Annotated in this window: 12 protein-coding genes; 5 read left to right on the forward strand and 7 right to left on the reverse strand. The window is 72.7% G+C overall.

Annotated elements, in window-relative coordinates:
• Positions 1-55 precede the first annotated feature (55 nt).
• On the reverse strand, positions 56-724 hold the full coding sequence (locus FH610_RS35965) for a class F sortase (RefSeq protein WP_139579706.1): 669 nt from the start codon (positions 722-724) through the stop codon (positions 56-58).
• A 277-nt stretch (positions 725-1001) separates the two neighbouring features.
• Between FH610_RS35965 and FH610_RS35970 the strand changes: the two genes are divergently transcribed.
• Complete coding sequence (locus FH610_RS35970) at positions 1002-2096, forward strand: glycosyltransferase family 2 protein (RefSeq protein WP_205826322.1); 1095 nt, start codon at positions 1002-1004, stop codon at positions 2094-2096.
• Positions 2097-2098: 2 nt separating this feature from the next.
• Positions 2099-2263, forward strand: a complete 165-nt coding sequence (locus FH610_RS43085; RefSeq protein WP_161628162.1) for a hypothetical protein — start codon at positions 2099-2101, stop codon at positions 2261-2263.
• A 77-nt stretch (positions 2264-2340) separates the two neighbouring features.
• On the opposite strand, the gene FH610_RS35975 is transcribed toward FH610_RS43085, so the two are convergent.
• Together FH610_RS35975 and FH610_RS35980 are read right to left on the reverse strand one after the other, a co-directional pair.
• The gene (locus FH610_RS35975; RefSeq protein ID WP_139579707.1) at positions 2341-3000 is read right to left on the reverse strand and encodes a response regulator; all 660 of its coding nucleotides are present in this window, start codon (positions 2998-3000) and stop codon (positions 2341-2343) included.
• A gap of 1 nt (position 3001) precedes the next feature.
• On the reverse strand, positions 3002-4990 hold the full coding sequence (locus tag FH610_RS35980; protein WP_139579708.1) for a sensor histidine kinase: 1989 nt from the start codon (positions 4988-4990) through the stop codon (positions 3002-3004).
• A gap of 152 nt (positions 4991-5142) precedes the next feature.
• Here FH610_RS35980 and FH610_RS35985 point away from each other — a divergent pair, with 152 nt between their 5' ends.
• Positions 5143-5808 (forward strand): DUF4386 family protein, encoded by a 666-nt coding sequence (locus FH610_RS35985; protein ID WP_139579709.1) that lies wholly within the window; start codon positions 5143-5145, stop codon positions 5806-5808.
• 61 nt (positions 5809-5869) lie between these two features.
• Here the strand turns inward: FH610_RS35985 and FH610_RS35990 are convergent, their stop codons facing one another.
• Positions 5870-7273: a hypothetical protein gene (locus tag FH610_RS35990; RefSeq protein ID WP_139579710.1), complete on the reverse strand. Its 1404-nt coding sequence runs from the start codon at positions 7271-7273 to the stop codon at positions 5870-5872.
• 267 nt (positions 7274-7540) lie between these two features.
• Positions 7541-8854: an MFS transporter gene (locus FH610_RS35995; protein ID WP_139579711.1), complete on the reverse strand. Its 1314-nt coding sequence runs from the start codon at positions 8852-8854 to the stop codon at positions 7541-7543.
• Positions 8855-9008: 154 nt separating this feature from the next.
• Here FH610_RS35995 and FH610_RS36000 point away from each other — a divergent pair, with 154 nt between their 5' ends.
• On the forward strand, positions 9009-12620 hold the full coding sequence (locus FH610_RS36000; RefSeq protein ID WP_139579712.1) for a hydantoinase B/oxoprolinase family protein: 3612 nt from the start codon (positions 9009-9011) through the stop codon (positions 12618-12620).
• Between the two features lie 212 nt (positions 12621-12832).
• On the opposite strand, the gene FH610_RS45380 is transcribed toward FH610_RS36000, so the two are convergent.
• Positions 12833-14914, reverse strand: a complete 2082-nt coding sequence (locus FH610_RS45380) for a cellulose binding domain-containing protein (protein ID WP_139579713.1) — start codon at positions 14912-14914, stop codon at positions 12833-12835.
• Positions 14915-15042: 128 nt separating this feature from the next.
• Entirely contained in the window at positions 15043-15522 is a 480-nt protein-coding gene (locus FH610_RS36010) for a hypothetical protein (protein ID WP_139579714.1), read from the reverse strand.
• Between the two features lie 70 nt (positions 15523-15592).
• Between FH610_RS36010 and FH610_RS36015 the strand changes: the two genes are divergently transcribed.
• On the forward strand, positions 15593-16582 hold the full coding sequence (locus FH610_RS36015; RefSeq protein ID WP_139579715.1) for a helix-turn-helix transcriptional regulator: 990 nt from the start codon (positions 15593-15595) through the stop codon (positions 16580-16582).
• Positions 16583-16650 lie beyond the last annotated feature (68 nt).

Consider the following 16650-nt stretch of genomic DNA (forward strand, 5'->3'; position numbering starts at 1 on the left):
CTCTTCGTCTCCGACCCGATAGGCCCGGCGGCTCGTGCGAGAGCCGCGGACACCCTTACGATGATGCAGCCGTCCCCTGCGGTCGATCAACGGGGCGAGGGCCGGCGACGAGGTGGGCGTAGACGATGACATTGTCACGGTAGTGGCCACTGGCGGTGTCGAAGGCTCCGCCGCAGGTGATGAGGCGCAGGCCGGGGAACTTCACCATTCCGTAGACCTTGCGGGTGGGGAAGCGGTCCTTCGGCACGCTCTCCAGGGAATCCACCTCGAAGATCGCCTGAGTGCGGTCCTTCCTGGAGATCCTCACCGTGTCGCCCGGCCGCAGGTCCCCGAGCCGGAAGAAGACGCCGGGCCCCTTCTTCGAGTCGACGTGACCGGCGATGACCGCGGGGCCGGTCGACCCGGGTGACGGGCCGAGGCGGTACCACCCGGCCTCGTCGACCCTGTCGAGAGGCGGGACCTCCAGCGTCCCGTCCGGATTCTTGCCCAGCGTCATCAGCGTGGTCCGCACCCCGATCCTCGGAATCTCCAGCATGACCGGGGGTGACGACGACAGGGCGCGTGCGGTGGCCTTCGGATGCGCCCGGGGGGCCGAGGCGCTGACGGGAGGCGCGGGCGGCGCCGCCTGACGGTCGCCGGAGCGCCCGGCGGCGACCGTTAAGGCGACCGTGACGGCGGCGGCCGCGGACAGGCCCAGAAGGGCGGCGACAGCGGCCCTGCCCATTTCATCACCGTTCCCGCGCTGAAATCTCCCGGCACATCTTATGTCGCTTTGATGTCAACCAGTCACCCCCGTCACGCGTGTAACCTTCTGGAAGTAGTCACCACAATGCGGCGGTTTGCTGGGAGCTGGACGGTTTTAAGTGGTTCAGTCGGAAATTCTGACCAGGCCGCCGGAGACCGGGCGCGGTCACGGGCCCGATGCCGGACACCGCGGACATGCCGCCGGGCCGGTCCGCCCGGGAAACCTCGCGGAGGTCCGCACGGGCCGGCACCGGGCCGTGAAGGGCGCCGACGGCAAGCGGGATCTCCCGGAGGTCGACCCCTCGCGCATGCACGTCACCGTGCTGGTCCCGGCACACGACGAAGAGGACCAGATCGCCGAGACGATCACGTCGCTGCACGGCCAGCGGCGCAGGCCCAACCGCGTCATCGTGATCGCGGACAACTGCACCGACAGGACCGCGGACATCGCACGCGCGCACGGCGCCGAGGTGATCAAAACGGTCGGCAACCGCCACAAGAAGGCGGGCGCGCTCAACCAGGTGCTCGAAGTTCTGCTGCCCCAGCTGGGGTCCCGGCATGCCGTACTGGTCATGGACGCGGACTCCGCGCTGGATCCCGGTTTCATCCACCACGCCGTCCTCCGGCTGGCCACCGGCGAACTGGCCGCGGTGGGAGGCACCTTCACCGGCAAGCCGGGCGGCGGACTGGTGGGCATGTTCCAGCGCAACGAGTACGCGCGCTACGCCCGGGACGTGCGGCGACTGCACGGAAAGGCGCTGGTGCTCACCGGGACGGCGACGCTGTTTCGCGCGCTCGCGCTCAAGGAGGTCGTCAGGGCCCGCCGCGGCGGTCGTCTCCCCGGCCGCGACCAGGTGTACGACGTGCGCGTCCTGACCGAGGACAACGAGCTCACCCTGGCGCTGCTGCATCTGAGGTTCCGCATCCTGTGTCCTGCGGAGTGCACGCTCACCACCGAGGTCATGGAGACCTGGAAGGACCTGTTCAAGCAGCGGCTGCGGTGGAAGCGGGGGGCGCTGGAGAACCTCACCGACTACGGCTGGACGCGGGTCACGTTCGCCTACTGGGGCCGCCAGCTCCTGTCGCTGGTCGGGATCATTGTGATCTTCGCGTACCTGGGCGCCACGGCCTGGTCGATCGCGGTCACGGGCACGCTCGACTTCCATCCGCTCTGGGTGGCGGTGACGGGCGTCTTCATGGTCGAGCGGATCGTGACCGTACGGAGCAGGGGCGGCGTGCAGATGGCCGTCGCCGCCCTGCTGGTCGTCGAAATGATCTTCGATGTCTTCCTGCAGATCACGCAGGCGAAAGCATTCTGGGACGCCGCCTGGCGTCGGGAAAGGAAATGGTGAACATGTACAACAACCCACCCATCGGGGGCGTCGCGGCGGGCTTCGGCGGTGCGGCGCTGACCGCCCCGTTCGTGGGCTGGAACGCGCTCTGGATCGCCCTGGGCCTGTTCACGCTGGTCTCGGCAGCGGTGGCGGTCAAGCGGATCATCCCGAAGCGCGGGGCCTGACCCACCCCGCCCCCTCCGTAGAGCGCTGGGCCGGCCGAACGCCGGCTCAGCGCCCGCCGGGCCGGCCGAACGCCGGCTCAGCGCCCGCCGGGCAGGCCGGCGCCGAGCCCGGCGTCCCTGGCCCGGGCCACCGCGGCGGCCCGGTCGCCGACGCCGAGCTTGCCGTACACCGAGCTGACGTAGTTGCGGACCGTCTTGTCCGAGACGTAGAGCCGGGAGGCGATCGCGGCGTTCGACAGCCCGCGCGCCATCAGGTCGAGGATCTCGACCTCGCGCTCGGTGAGCTCGGGCAGGACGGGGTTGGCGACGGGCCGTCGGGACTCGGCGCCGACGAGCCCGGCGAGCGCCCGGGCGGCGTTCCGGCCGAAGTAGGCGCCGCCGTCCCGACACGCCTCGAGCGCCCGCAGGATCTCGGCCCGGCCCGCCCCCTTGAGCAGATAACCGCGCGCGCCCGCGCGTACGGCCGCCGCCAGCGACTCGTCGGACTCCAGCATCGTCAGCACCACGACGGCAACGTCCGGAAGCTCCGCCCGCAACCGCCCCGTGGCCTCCACGCCGTTCATGACCGGCATGTGAAGGTCCATCAGGACGACGTCGGGCGCGAGCCGGACCGCCAGTTCGACGGCGGCCGCGCCGTCACCCGCCTCGCCCACGACCGTCACGTCGGGACGGCCGGACAGCGCCGCGATCAGCCCCTCGCGGTACATGGGGTGGTCGTCCACGATCAGCACGCGCATCTCACACCTCGACTCTCGGCAGCCGCACGCGGATCTCGGTGCCGCCGCCCGCCGGGGCCAGGATCTCGCATTTCCCGTCAAGCTGGGCGGCGGCCTCGGTCATCGACTCCAGGCCGACCCCTGCGCGCCAGCCCGGGGCGGAGCCGGTCATGCCGACGCCGTCGTCTCGAACGGTGAAGTGCAGCGCGCCGGGAGACAGCGCCACGTCGATGTCGCAGCGGCCGGCACGCGAGTGCCGGGCGGTGTTGGCCAGCGCCTCGCCCACGATGCGCAGAGCCGCCGCCTCGGTGGCGGCAGGAAGCGGGGGCAGGCCCTGCGCGGGCAGGTTCAGCCGGACCGCGAGGCCGGGGCGGTCGAAGGCCGCCGCCTGTGCGCGGAGCGCCTCGGCCAGGCCGAGGTCGTCGAGGGCGGACGGGCCGAGGCCGTCCACGATCCTGCGGACGTCGCCCACGGCGCCGGCCAGCCACACGGCGCAGCGGTCGGCCAGCTCACCCGCACCGTCCGGGTCGTCGGCCGCCAGGTCGCGGATGGTCTCCAGCTGCAGCTGTACGGCCGACAGGCTCGGCCCGAGATGGTCGTGGAGGTCGCGGCGCAGCCGGCGGCGTTCCTCGGCGCGCGCGGCGACCAACGCCCGCCGTGACCGGTCCAGGTCCGCGGCGAGCCGGGCGGCGTGCGCCGCCGCGCCCGCCTGCCGGGCCAGCACGTTCAGCAGCCGGGCCTCGGCGGGGCGGAACTCACCGGCCCGCGGCCGGGTCAGCACGAGCTCTCCCACGGCCTCCCCTGCGTGCACCAGCGGCACCCGCACCGGGTCGGCGCCGACGTCGTCCCCGTGGCGGGACTCCGGCCCGTCGAGCACCAGCACCCACACGGCCGGCACCCGCAGGATCCTGGCGACGTCCCCGGCCAGCCGTTCCAGTGCCTCGGCGGGGGCCGCCGCCGTCTCCAGCGTCGCCCCCAGCCGCCCCAGCGCGTCGTACGGGTCGGCCGCGTCGCCGTACAGCAGCCGCCGGACGCCCCGCTGCAGCAAGCGGTGGACGGGAGCCACGCTGATGGCCACCACGGCCGCGGCGACGAGGGGAGCGCCGAGGCTACGGCCCAGCAGGTCCCCGAGCAACGCGACGACCACCGTGTAGCAGAGGGCGATCTCGGCCGACATGAGCGCCCAGACCAGGCCGCGGCGCAGCACGGTCTCCATGTCCCACAGCCGGTATCGCTGGATCGCCGCCACCACGGAGACCGGCAACGGCACGGCGGACGCCGCCAGCAGCACCCCCGAGCCGCGCGCCGGCACCGCCTGGGCGGCGGCCAGCAGGAGCAGCGTGCCGGCCATTCCCGCGAGGACCCAGGCCAGCCGGCCGCGCTCGTCGCCCTCGGCCCGGCGCAGGCGTACGCCCAGGGAGGCGAGCCCACCGAGGGACGCCACGGCGATCAGTGCCAGGCTGACCGGCAGCAGCGCCTCGGCACCCGCGACTCCCAGAGGGTTGGCCAGGCCGCTTTCGGCCAGCGCCGGGTCGTCGCCGTGCTCCCAGGGCAGCAGCGCCCAGGCGGCCGACCCCGTCGCCGCGGCCGAGCAACCGGCGTACATCAGGGGGCGGAACACCCGCGACGGCCGTTCCCCGGACGGCAGCCAGTAGGGGACGACGGCCGCCACGATCACATAGGCGGGCAGCCAGCTCCAGGTCGACAGCCACAGCACGGCCAGGTGGCCGGGCCAGTGCAGCACGGCCGCGGTGGCGGCGTACTCCGCGGTGAGGGCGCCGGTCGCGGCGCTCACGCTCACCGCGAGGAAGAGCCGGCCCAGGACGGCCCGACCGCGCCGGATGAGGAACGCGCCGGGCGGGCCGTACACGAGAGCCGTCACCGAGATCCACAGCCAGTAGTCGTCGGCGAACCCCGCCGGCGACCGCAGCCGCAGTCCGAACGCGGCCAGGGTCGCCGCCGCGGCGGCTCCCGCGACCGACTCCCCGATCAGCACCGTACGCGCATGCATGAGGTGAATTGTCCGTTATTTGATGTCCCGTCCGCATGGGACAAATCGTCCTTATCCCAGAAGGGGGCGGCGGGCTCAGGCGGCCCGGGACAGGGCCACGTCAGTGTTTCGGCATGCGGCGGACGGGCCGCCACGCACGAAGGAAACACGTCATGAGAACCAACAAGCCCTACCTGCTCGCCGCGGCGGTCCTCGCCGGCCCGATCGCCGGAGTGGTCTGGCATCTGGTCGACACGGTCGGTCTGCCCCGCACCGACGCGGCGGACTACCTCGCCCAGGTGGCCGCCGACCGGGACGGCTACGCCCTCGGCACCCTGCTTTACATGATCTTCGTCGGATGTTCCATCCCCGGCGGCCTGGCGGTCGCGCGGGTGCTGCGCGACCGGGCGCCACTGGCCGGGACGATCTCCGGGCTGCTGCTCGCCCTGGCCGGGGTGCTCGGCCTGATCGTTTCCGGCATGCGGCCGGTGGTGCTGGGCCTGGCGCCCGAGGGCGGCGTGGCCGCCGAGGCCGTCGCGGCCTACGAGAGATACCAGGGCTCGGCGTGGTTCGGCGGGATCATGCTGCCCATGCTGGCCTCGGCCGTGGTCGGGCTGGTCACGCAGGTCGCCGCGATCCTGCGCACCGGCGCACTGCCGCGCTGGACGGCTCCGCTCCTGGTGGCGGGTTTCGTCCTGTCCAGCGGAGAGTTCTCCCTCGCCGTCACGGTGGCGGGCGCGCTGCTCCAGCTCGCGGGCACCGTGCCGCTGGCCGCCAGGCTCCTCGCGGCCCCCGGGGCCGCGAGCGAGGCCGAGCCGGCGCCGGCGGTCCTCGCCTGAGGCCGAGACGGCGGAAGGCCCCTCCCGTCGCCGTGACGAGAGGGGCCTTCCCGCTTGGTGATCAGGGACGGACGCCGTATAGAAGACGCCTGCCCACTCCCGGGAACTCGGTGACGGACCAGAGCATCGGCGTGCTCGTGGCCCGATTCCAGTAGAGGTCCTGGACGCCAGTGCCGGCGTAATGACGGGCCACCGCCGTCGAGCCCGGCCGGGTCACGAAGCGCCCGGCGGCGCCTCCGTGGCTCGTGGTGAACTGGTACGTCCCCTTCCACGACACGCCGCCCTGCGCGTAGCGGACCGGCTGGCCGAACACCTCGGTCGGCCTCGCGGTGCCGCCGGAGGTCCGCAGACAGCCCCTGGTGCAGGGGGTGCTGTCCGGCAGCAGCGGGAAGCGCGCCACGCGTCCCTTGCCGCAGGCCGAGCTCGTGCACCACTCACCCGTGAGGAAGCTCGGCGGCGAGGTGCTCCTGTCGAGACCCGCGTACGTGTAGCACGGTGGGTAGTGGAGGTCGCCCGCCCGGCACTTCTGCGGCGTGGTCAGAGGGCCGACCGACGGCCGCCAGATGCCGCGCAGCGGCAGGATGAAGCGGTAACCCTTGGAATAGAACCGGCCTTTGTACAGACCGAAGGGGCGGGTGGCGGCCTGCGGCGACGTCAGGTCGGTGCGCGGGCTGAGCGCCAGGTCGATCAGGTTGTGCAGGTCGAAGACGAGTATCCCGTTGAAGTCGTGCCTCGGGCCGTCGTCCGCGACCAGAAGGTATTGGTGATACCAAACGAAACCGCCCGCGTGGGTCGGCACCGATTCGAACGTGACCCCGTTCTTCCCGTATCGCGGCAGCGCCAGCAGCACATGCTGATAGCGGTGTGCGAAGGACCCCATCGGCGCCTGCTCGTCCAGGAACGTCACCCTGGAGGCGATGGGCGTCCTGTTGGTCGCGCTCGCCCGGCGATACCAGCCGAACGCGAAGGCCCGCTCCCCGTCGACGACCCCGTTCGCGTTCGCGTCCCAGGTGCCGCTGACTCCCTGGGGGAACCACCTGTTCGTCGTGGAATCCACGGTGTTGAGGCAGATCCAGTAATCGCTGCGGACCGGATACGGGCCGCCCAGCGCGCCGTGGGAACGCTTCGCCTCCGGACAGCCGACGGGACCGCTCAAGGCGGTGTGGTCGGACTGGCCCAGCAGTTGGGAAAGGTTCGTGTACCGGTACGACTTCGGCAGGGCAAGGGCACCGCGCAACTGGGTGATGAGCTGCCGGTACGACCTCTTGTCGGGTCCGATCTCATCCCAGCGCAGCGAGTAGAGGGTGTTCGTGTTCGTGCCGAGCCTGGTCATCGGTGTCGGATGGTTCGACGGATCGTGGGCCTGCGGCACGCCGGCCGCCGCGCTCTGGCTCACCGCCAACGCCGCCGTGAGCACGGCGGCGGCCGACGCCGCCATCAGCGCGCGGAAGGGACGGGATCTCACGTGTTCTCCTGACTGGCCCGGATGATTTCGGGCGTGCTTGTCCGCAAGGACGGTGCTGAATGCAGTTGGAATACGCGCGACGGCGAATCGCCTTTCACGCGTGTCGGGCCGCGCCGAATTCCCCGGCGGCCATGCGTCGAAACATAGCAATGGCAGGTCAGGACGTGCGTGGTGCTTGAAGTGCGCTCGCCTTAATGAAACCGCAAACAAACGAGGCGGACGCGTTTGGCGCCGCTCGTTCGATGTGATGTGGCCGGACTTGTCTTTTCAGTCGGAGCCGGAGCCGGTTTCTGCGGGGTGGGCGCCGTGCCGCACGGTCTGCTCGTGCCGTCCGTCGGCCTCCTTCGCGACCGCCCGGCCCCCGCGCAGGGCGGCGGTCGCCGTCGCGACGGCGGGGACCAGGATGACCGCGGCCGCGATGTTGACCGCACGGAAGCCGCCGGCGGCGAGGATCGGCCCGGCCAGCGCGGCCGCAGCGGCGCCCGCGTAGTTCATGCCGGCGTCGGTGGCGCCCTGCAGCGGCACCCGGACGTGGTCGGCGGCGGTGCCGGCGAGCAGCGCGGACGCGGAGATCACCGACGCCGACCAGCCCACGCCGAGGACGGTCAGCGCGAGCGCGGTGAGGGCGCTGCCCTCCGCGGCGGAGGCGGCCACGAAACCGAGCACGACGGCCGTCGCGAGCATCAGCATCCCGGCGCACGCCATGCGGACCGCGCCGAGCCGGTCGGCCAGCCAGCCGAAGACCGGGCTGAGGGCGTACATGCCGAGCACGTGCAGGCTGATCACCACGCCCACCAGCTGCAGTGACATGCCGTGGTGCTGCATGTGCAGCGGCGTCATCACCATGACCATGACCATCATCGCGTGCGCCACCGCGATGAGCACGACCGCGAAGCGCGCCGCCGGGTCGGCCGCCGCCCAGCGCAGCGCCGCCACCGCTCCCACTGCCCGGGTGCTCTTGTCCGCCTCGCCGGCGGCCGGCGCGGACGACCGTGCGGCGGGTCGGAGGAACACCGCCACCACCGCGCCCGCCAGGGCGAAGGACACGACCGAGAACACGTAGGGGCCGGTGAGGCCGGGCAGCCCGAGCCACCGGCCGAACCGGTCGGCCACCTCGCTGAGGTTGGGGCCGGCCACGGACCCGATCGTGGTCGCCCAGATGACGATCGACATCGCCCTGGCCCGGGCGCCGGGAGCCGCGCCGTCCGCGGCGGCGTACCGGGACTGCAGGTTCACCGCCTGCCCGACGCCGAACAAGGCCAGCCCGGCCAGCAGCACGACGAGCTGTGCGACGACGGCGGCCGCGACGATCAACGCGCCGCCGAGCACGGCGATCGCGTACCCGAGGGCGAGCGAACGGCGCCGGCCGTGCCGGGCCGCGACGCCGGCCAGCGGCACCGCGGCCACCGCCGCGCCGAGCACGCTCGCCGCCTGTCCGAGCCCCGCGAGGGACGTGCCGCCGAGCCGCTCCAGGAGCAGCCCGCCGACCGCGATGCCGGAGGCGACCGCGACGCCGCCGAGCAGGTTGCTGGTGACGAGGGCACCGATGCCCCCACTGCGCTTCACGCTCGGCACGGACATCACTGCCGGAACCACCTTCCCCTCGGGCCGGTCCGGTGTGATCCGGGAAACGGCACTCGATGATATGTCCGGCATGAGGTGATGCGTCTCCCCCCGAGAGCCGGGGGCGCGCGGCCTTGATACAAGGGATGTACGGGCGTGCGGAGGGGGTCCGATGCCTGGAGACCGGTGGCAGTTCTGGGTGGACCGTGGCGGGACGTTCACCGACGTCGTCGCCCGGCGCCCGGACGGGCGGCTGGTGACGCGCAAGCTCCTGTCGGAGAACCCCGCCCGCTATCCCGACGCGGCGGTGGCGGGCATCCGCGCCCTGCTGGACGTCCCCGCGGGCGAACCGATCCCGGTCGAGCGGATCGAGTCGGTGCGGATGGGCACCACGGTCGCCACCAACGCACTGCTGGAACGCCGGGGCGAGCGCACGGCGCTGGTGATCACCAAGGGGTTCGGCGACGCGCTGCGCATCGGCTACCAGAACCGCCCGCGCATCTTCGACCGGCGGATCGTGCTGCCGGAGATGCTCTACGAGCGCGTGGCCGAGGTGGACGAGCGGATCACCGCCGACGGCACGGTGCTCCGGCCGCCCGACCTCGAAGGGCTCGCGCCGCGGCTGCGGCGGCTGCGCGAGGAGGGCGTCCGGGCGGTCGCGGTGGTCTGCCTGCACAGCCACCTGCACCCGGCGCACGAACGGGCGATCGGGAGCCTGGCCAGGCGCTCGGGCTTCGCGCAGGTGTCCTGCTCCAGCGAGGTCAGCCCGCTGATGAAGCTGGTGCCGCGCGGGGACACCACCGTGGTCGACGCCTACCTTTCTCCCGTCCTGCGGCGGTACGTCGAGGCGGTGGCCCGGCAACTGCCCGGCGTACGGCTGATGTTCATGCAGTCGAACGGCGGGCTGGCGGAGGCCGGGCACTTCCGCGGCAAGGACGCGATCCTGTCCGGCCCGGCCGGCGGCATCGTCGGCATGGCGCGCATGTCCCGGCTGGCCGGTCTCGACAAGGTGATCGGCTTCGACATGGGCGGCACCTCGACCGACGTGTCCCACTACGCGGGCGCGTACGAGCGGGTGGTCCAGACCCAGGTGGCCGGCGTGCGGCTGTCGGCGCCGATGATCGCCATCCACACGGTGGCGGCGGGCGGCGGGTCCGTCCTGCGTTTCGACGGCGGGCGATACCGGGTCGGCCCGGACTCCGCGGGGGCCGACCCCGGCCCGGCCTGCTACCGCAACGGCGGCCCGCTGTGCCTCACCGACGCCAACGTGATGCTCGGCCGCATCCAGCCCGGCCACTTCCCCGAGGTCTTCGGCCCGGACGGCGACCTGCCGCTGGACGCGGATGAGGTGCGGCGGCGGTTCGCCGAGACGGCCGCGGACATCCGCGGGCGCACCGGCGACGAACGCGACCCCGAGCAGGTCGCCGAGGGCTACGTGCGGGTCGCGGTCGAGAACATCGCCAACGCGATCAAGCAGATCTCCGTGCGGAAGGGCCGTGACGTCACCGAGTACGCCCTCACCACGTTCGGCGGGGCCGGAGGGCAGCACGCCTGCGCGGTGGCCGACGCGCTCGGCATCCGCACCGTGCTGGTGCCGCCGATGGCGGGCGTGCTGTCCGCCCTGGGCATCGGGCTCGCCGACACGACCGTGATGCGGGAGCAGTCGGTCGAGGCCCGGCTGGAGCCCGCCGCAATCCGGCGCCTGACCGGCCTCGCCGACACCCTTGAGGTGGCGGCCCGCCGCGAACTGTCCGACGAGGGGGTGCCGGACGGGCGGATCCGGGTGACCCGGCGGGTGCGGCTGCGCTACGACGGCACCGACACGTCGCTGCAGGTGGACCTGACCGGGACGGACACGATGGTGACCGCGTTCGAGGCCGCCCACCTGCGGACGTACTCCTTCCTCATGGACCGGCCGCTGGTCGCGGAGGCGGTCTCCGTGGAGGCGGTGGGCCTGACCGAGCAGCCCGATCTCTCGGACCTCGCCTCCGCGGCCCCCGCCGGGGCGCGGACGGCGATCACCGTGCGGATGTACACCGGCGGCGTGTGGCGCGAGGTGCCGCTCTACCGGCGGGAACGGCTGCGCCCCGGCGACACGCTCAGCGGCCCGGCGATCGTGGCCGAGGCCGACGCGACCACCGTCGTCGACGACGGCTGGCGGGCCGGTGTGACGGCGTACGGGCACCTCCTCCTGGAGCGGGAGCGGGCGCGCCCCCGGGCCGCCGGCGTGGGCACCGAAGCCGACCCCGTGATGCTGGAAGTCTTCAACAACCTCTTCATGTCCGTCGCCGAGCAGATGGGCGCCCGGCTGGGGGCCACCGCGCAGTCGGTGAACATCCGGGAGCGGCTCGACTTCTCCTGCGCGTTGTTCGACTCCGGCGGCGACCTCATCGCCAACGCGCCGCACATCCCGGTGCACCTCGGGTCGATGGGCGCGAGCGTCAAGGAGGTGGTGCGCCGCCGGGGCGGCGGGATGCGGCCCGGAGACGTGTACGCGATCAACGACCCCTACCACGGCGGCACCCACCTGCCGGACATCACGGTCGTCACCCCCGTCTTCGACGACGCGGGCCGGGAGATCCTGTTCTTCGTGGCCTCCCGCGGACACCACGCCGAGATCGGCGGGCTGACGCCCGGCTCCATGCCCGCGAGCAGCAGGAGCGTGCGGGAGGAGGGCGTGCTGTTCGACTGCCGGCTGCTGGCGGACCGTGACGGCCTGCGCGAGAAGGAGACGTGGCGGCTGCTCACCGAGGGGCCGTACCCGTCCAGGGACCCCGCGACCAATCTGGCCGACCTGCGCGCGCAGATCGCCGCGAACGCCAAGGGCGTCGAGGAGGTCGGCGCGATGATCGGCCACTTCGGCCTCGACGTCGTGCGGGCCTACATGCGGCACGTGCAGGACAACGCCGAGAGCGCGGTCCGCGCGGTGATCGACGCCCTCAGCGAGGGCCGCTACCGCTACGAGATGGACTCCGGCGCCGTGATCTCGGTGGGCGTCTCGGTGGACCGCGCCCGCCGCACCGCGACGATCGACTTCACCGGCACCTCGCCCCAGCTCGGCACCAACCTCAACGCGCCGTCGGCCGTGGTCGCCGCCGCCGTCCTGTACGTCTTCCGCACCCTGGTGGCCGACGAGATCCCGCTCAACGACGGCTGCCTGCGGCCCCTGCGCATCGTCGTGCCCGAGGGGTCGATGCTGGCCCCGGCGTACCCCGCGGCCGTGGTCGCCGGCAACGTCGAGACCTCGCAGGCGATCACCGGCGCGATCTACGCCGCGCTCGGCGTCCAGGCCGAGGGGTCGGGGACGATGAACAACGTCAGCTTCGGCGACGAAAGGCGCCAGTACTACGAGACCGTCGCCTCGGGGTCCGGGGCGGGAGACGGATTCGACGGGGCGGCGGCGGTGCAGACCCACATGACGAACTCCCGGCTGACCGACCCCGAGGTGCTCGAATGGCGGTTCCCCGTGCTGCTGGAGGAGTTCGCCGTCCGGCGCGGCAGCGGAGGTGCCGGACGGTGGCGCGGCGGGGACGGGGCCGTGCGCCGCATCCGGTTCCGTGCGCCGATGACGGTCAGCGTGCTGTCCGGCCACCGCCGGGTGCCGCCGTACGGCATGGCCGGCGGCGCCCCGGGCGCGCTGGGCGTCAACCGGGTGCGGCGCGCGGACGGAAGCGTCGTCCATCTGGCGGGATGCGACTCGGCCGGGGTGGAGCCGGGCGACGTGCTGGAGATCGAGACACCCGGCGGCGGGGGATACGGGCCCCCGGACGGCGGCCCCTCCTGAACGTGCTCCCTGAATAGGCTCCGCCCTCCTCGGCCTTCGCGGCGAGGAGGGCGGGCTTCCAGCGGTTTCGCCGTTACCACACCGGGCGGCTTTTTCTGGCGATGGGCCGCGGGGTTCGCGCCTGACACGGCAGGCGCTTGCTCAGGAGTCTCTCATCCGGCCCTCACGGCCGGGTGCAAGACGACTCCATGATCACTCCAAGAATTCGCCGGTCACAGCGTCGAGCAGACGGTGCCGTTCAGGCGGAACACGGTGGGAGAGGGGTAGGCCCCCTCGTTGGCGCCGACGAACCCGACGGTGACAGAGCCGCCCGCCGGGATCGTCCTGGTCGTTTCTCCTGCTTGCTCACCGGGGACGACCCGCACGTCCTGTCCTTCGGACGTCCACGTGCCGCCCGACCCGCTGGAGACCCGCTCCCCGGCGACCGGGAACCGGAACGTCAGCGCCCAGTCCGTGAGGTCGGCCGCGCCGCGGTTGGTGACCGTAACCTCGGCGATGAAGCCCCGCCCCCAGCCCTGCGTCACCCGGTAGCGGACCGCGCAGGTGCTGTCCGGCGGCGTGGGGGCGGTGAAGGTCACCGGCGCGGACGGCCGCGACAACCGCCCGGCCCGGTCCCTGGCCAGCACGTTGACCGTGTAGGAGGCGCCGGGCTCCAGGCCGCGCAGCGTCAGCGAGGTGCCCCGGGTCGTGCCCAGCAGGACGGTGTCCGCGCCCGTCTGCCGGTACACCTCATACCTGTCCACGTACCTGTCGACGGTGCGACCGGCCGGCGGCCAGCTCACCGTGACACCGCCCGGGACGCCGTCCGCCGTCGGTGTGCCCGGGGCCGGTGCGGGCTTCGGGCCCTTCGCCGCCCGCACGGTCATGGTCGTGATCGAGTACGGCGGGAGCGTCCGGGTGTACGCGTCGCCCTGCTCGGCCCGGACGATCGTGGCCGCCCCCCTCGTGAAGGTGTACGTCACCGGCGCCCGGCCGGAGGGGGTGAACCCGGTGTAGCGGAGCCGCACGGGGTAGGCGGTGGCCGGGTCCTTGTTGATCATTACGACCGCCAGGTCGCCGCCGGCCTGCCGTACGGCGTGCACGGCCACCTTCGCCCGGTCGGAGGCCGCCCTGACCAGGTCGTCGCCGGGCCGGGCGGCGGTGCCGAGGATCTCGATGCCGTGGTAGGAGGGGAACGGCGTGTTGACGGGGGGTTCGCAGACGCCGTCGGCGCACTGGCCGAGCGACAGGAAGCCGATGTCCTGGAAGTCGGTCTCGCCGTCGATCGTGCTGATCCTCTCGACCGCGTTGTGGGTGTCGAACCAGTCCACGGTGAAGACGCCGTTCTCCAGCGCGGTCAGGTAGGCGTCGGCGGCGAACAGCCCGGCCGCGTGCACGTTGCGCCCGATGTTGGAGGCGACCTCGGTCAGCGCGAGCGGCACGTCGCGGCCGCCCAGGGCGGCCACGTCGGCCCGCACCTGGGCCAGCATCTCGGCGAGCCCCGGCGGGGACGCCAGCAGCTTGGCGACGTCGCCGGTCGTGTCCGGGATGCTCGTGCCCGGATACCAGTGCACGGTGAAGAAGTCGATCTCGGGCGCCACGACCGGGATGACCGTGTGGTTCCAGCCGGCCGAGTCGCCGGCGGCGACCACGCCGTCCGGCCAGCTCCCGGGGATGGTGAGCACCGCCCCGACCTTGATCGTGGGATCGACGGCCTTCATCGCCCGGACGAACTCGAGCGTGGTGCGGGCGTAGGCCGCGGGGCTCTTGTCCGGGTGGTCGTCGGTCTCCCAGGTGGCGCCGTAGTGGCCGTTGCCGTAGAGCTCGTTGCCGACCTCCCAGTACTTCACGCCGTACTTCTTGGTCTTGTTGGCGTAGCGGACCCACCCGGCGGCCTCCTCCGGGGTGCCGGTGCCGTAGTTCGCGATCACCACGGCCTGCGCGCCCGCCGCCCTGACCGTGCCCATGAACTGGTCGAACCCCGTGCCCGGGGCCACGGTCCCGCCCGGCGCCGTGTGGGTCTCCCAGTGGTAGAGGTCGCCGTACGACCCGCCGGGATAACGCACCGCGGCGATGTGCGCCCGCTTGTACAGCCGCGCCACCTCAGGGTCGTTCATGTGCGGGTCCCAGATGGCGGCGTTGGCGCCGTACGCCGCCTCGTGGAGGGTGCCCAGCCCGGCGTTCGCGTTCACCGTGATCTCGACGGCTCCGGCCTGTCCCGGTGGGGCGGGCGGCGGACTCTGGGCGGGGTCCGCCGCCGCGAGCAGGGAGGCGGCAAGGAACGCGGCGAGCGGAACGGCCAGGGCGCGGCGCATCAATCACTCCGGTGTCGAAGGGGGACCGGTTCGTGGAGCCAGGCCCCGACGATCATCCGCGGTGATCTCCTGGTCAAGTGCCCGGGGCGTCACCCCTGATCAACGCGCTCGTCGCACTCGTGGTTCTTTCATCGGCGGCCTCCCGTCGTGCCCTCGGGGAGCGTGTCGGAGAGGTAGGCGCCGAGGTCGGGGTCGCCGGGAGCGAGCATGTGCCGCACCCACGCGTCGCGTTCGTGCAGGATCGGCGGCAACTCCCAGACGCAGCCGATGAGCGGGCGTTCCAGCCGGATGAAATGGGTGGGATCCCGGTCGGGGCAGCCCAGCACGGGCTGACCGGCCACCGCGTTGCCGTAGTGCAGGGCGTTGTCCCACGCCCAGGTGTAGGCGTTGATGTAGGCCCCGTCGTCCCCGCCCCGGTGGAGGACGACGAAGGCGGCCGGGGGCGTGCCGTCCGGTTCCGGCAGCAGCTCGGGCAGGACGGCGTACGCCGCCTTCTCGACCTCGGGGTCGATGCCGGCCGGGTCGGCGGTGACGTGGTAGCGCTTGACGTGGTAGCCGCTCACCTCGATCGGGGGCGGCACGAAAAGCAGTTTCTCCGCGAAAGCCATGACGGGCACGGTAGGACCGCTTCGCTGACATCTTCTGGCAGTGGAGTCGTGACAGTGGAATCCTGACACTGTGCGCGCGTCCCGGCTGCTGTCGATCCTCCTGTTGCTGCAGTCGCGCGGCCGGGTGACGGCCCGGCAGCTCGCCGAAGAGCTGGAGGTGAGTGTTCGCACGATCTACCGGGACGTCGAGTCGCTGCACGCCGCCGGCATCCCGTTGTACGGCGAGGCCGGGCACGAGGGCGGCTACCGGCTGATGGACGGCTTCCGCACCCGGCTCACCGGCCTGACCGAGCGGGAGGCCGGGGCGCTGTTCCTGGCCGGGCTGCCGGGACCGGCCGCCGACCTCGGCCTCGGCGCTCTGCTGGCCGCGGCGGAGCTGAAGGTCGAGGCCGCGCTCCCCGCCGGTCTGCGGGAGGAGGCCCGGCGGGTGCGGGAGCACTTCCATCTCGACGCGCCCGGCTGGTACTACGACGGCGACCGTTCGCCCTACCTGCCGGAGGTCGCCGAGGCCGTCTGGAACGCCCGGGTCGTCCACGTCCGCTACCGCCGCTGGGCGGAGCCCTGCGAGGTCGAGCGGAGGCTGGAGCCGTACGGGCTGGTCCTGAAGGGGGGAAAGTGGTATCTCGTCGCGCGGTGCGACGGAGCCCTGCGCACCTACCGGGTCGGCCAGATCCTCGCGCTCACGGTGACCGGTGAGACGTTCGCGCGCCCGGAGGGCTTCGACCTGGCGGGACACTGGCGCGAGCATCTGGCCGGCTTCCGCTCACGGCTGCTGCGGGGGCACGCGGTGATCCGGCTGTCGCCGGGGGGCAGGGAGCGGCTCGCGGAGGTCATGAGCTCGGCCGTCGCCGGGGCCGTGGACGAGACGGCGGGCCCGCCGGACGAGCGGGGCTGGGTCACCGCCACGGTGCCCGTCGAGTCGGTGACGCACGCGCGGACGGAGTTCCTCAAGCTCGGGGCCGAGGTGGAGGTCCTGGAGCCGGCCGAGTTGCGGCGCGAGATGGCGGCGGCCGCGCACGCTCTCGCGGCCCTCTATCCGCCACCGTCGAGGCTCGAATGAAAATGCGTCCGCAATTGCGGCGGGTCCGATAAAAGCTGATACCAACTCGGCGAGCGCCCTGACAGAGT

Origin of the sequence: Microbispora catharanthi (assembly GCF_006334915.2) — a bacterium.
Classification (GTDB): Bacteria; Actinomycetota; Actinomycetes; order Streptosporangiales; family Streptosporangiaceae; genus Microbispora; species Microbispora catharanthi.

What these genes read in the sequence shown, in the direction of transcription:
- FH610_RS45380 (WP_139579713.1), bottom strand. Translation starts at nt 14,914, where the DNA reads ATGCGCCGCGCCCTGGCCGTTCCGCTCGCCGCGTTCCTTGCCGCCTCC.
- FH610_RS43085 (WP_161628162.1), top strand. Translation starts at nt 2,099, where the DNA reads ATGTACAACAACCCACCCATCGGGGGCGTCGCGGCGGGCTTCGGCGGT.
- FH610_RS35985 (WP_139579709.1), top strand. Translation starts at nt 5,143, where the DNA reads ATGAGAACCAACAAGCCCTACCTGCTCGCCGCGGCGGTCCTCGCCGGC.
- FH610_RS35975 (WP_139579707.1), bottom strand. Translation starts at nt 3,000, where the DNA reads ATGCGCGTGCTGATCGTGGACGACCACCCCATGTACCGCGAGGGGCTG.
- FH610_RS35980 (WP_139579708.1), bottom strand. Translation starts at nt 4,990, where the DNA reads ATGCATGCGCGTACGGTGCTGATCGGGGAGTCGGTCGCGGGAGCCGCC.
- FH610_RS35995 (WP_139579711.1), bottom strand. Translation starts at nt 8,854, where the DNA reads ATGTCCGTGCCGAGCGTGAAGCGCAGTGGGGGCATCGGTGCCCTCGTC.
- FH610_RS36000 (WP_139579712.1), top strand. Translation starts at nt 9,009, where the DNA reads ATGCCTGGAGACCGGTGGCAGTTCTGGGTGGACCGTGGCGGGACGTTC.
- FH610_RS36010 (WP_139579714.1), bottom strand. Translation starts at nt 15,522, where the DNA reads ATGGCTTTCGCGGAGAAACTGCTTTTCGTGCCGCCCCCGATCGAGGTG.
- FH610_RS35965 (WP_139579706.1), bottom strand. Translation starts at nt 724, where the DNA reads ATGGGCAGGGCCGCTGTCGCCGCCCTTCTGGGCCTGTCCGCGGCCGCC.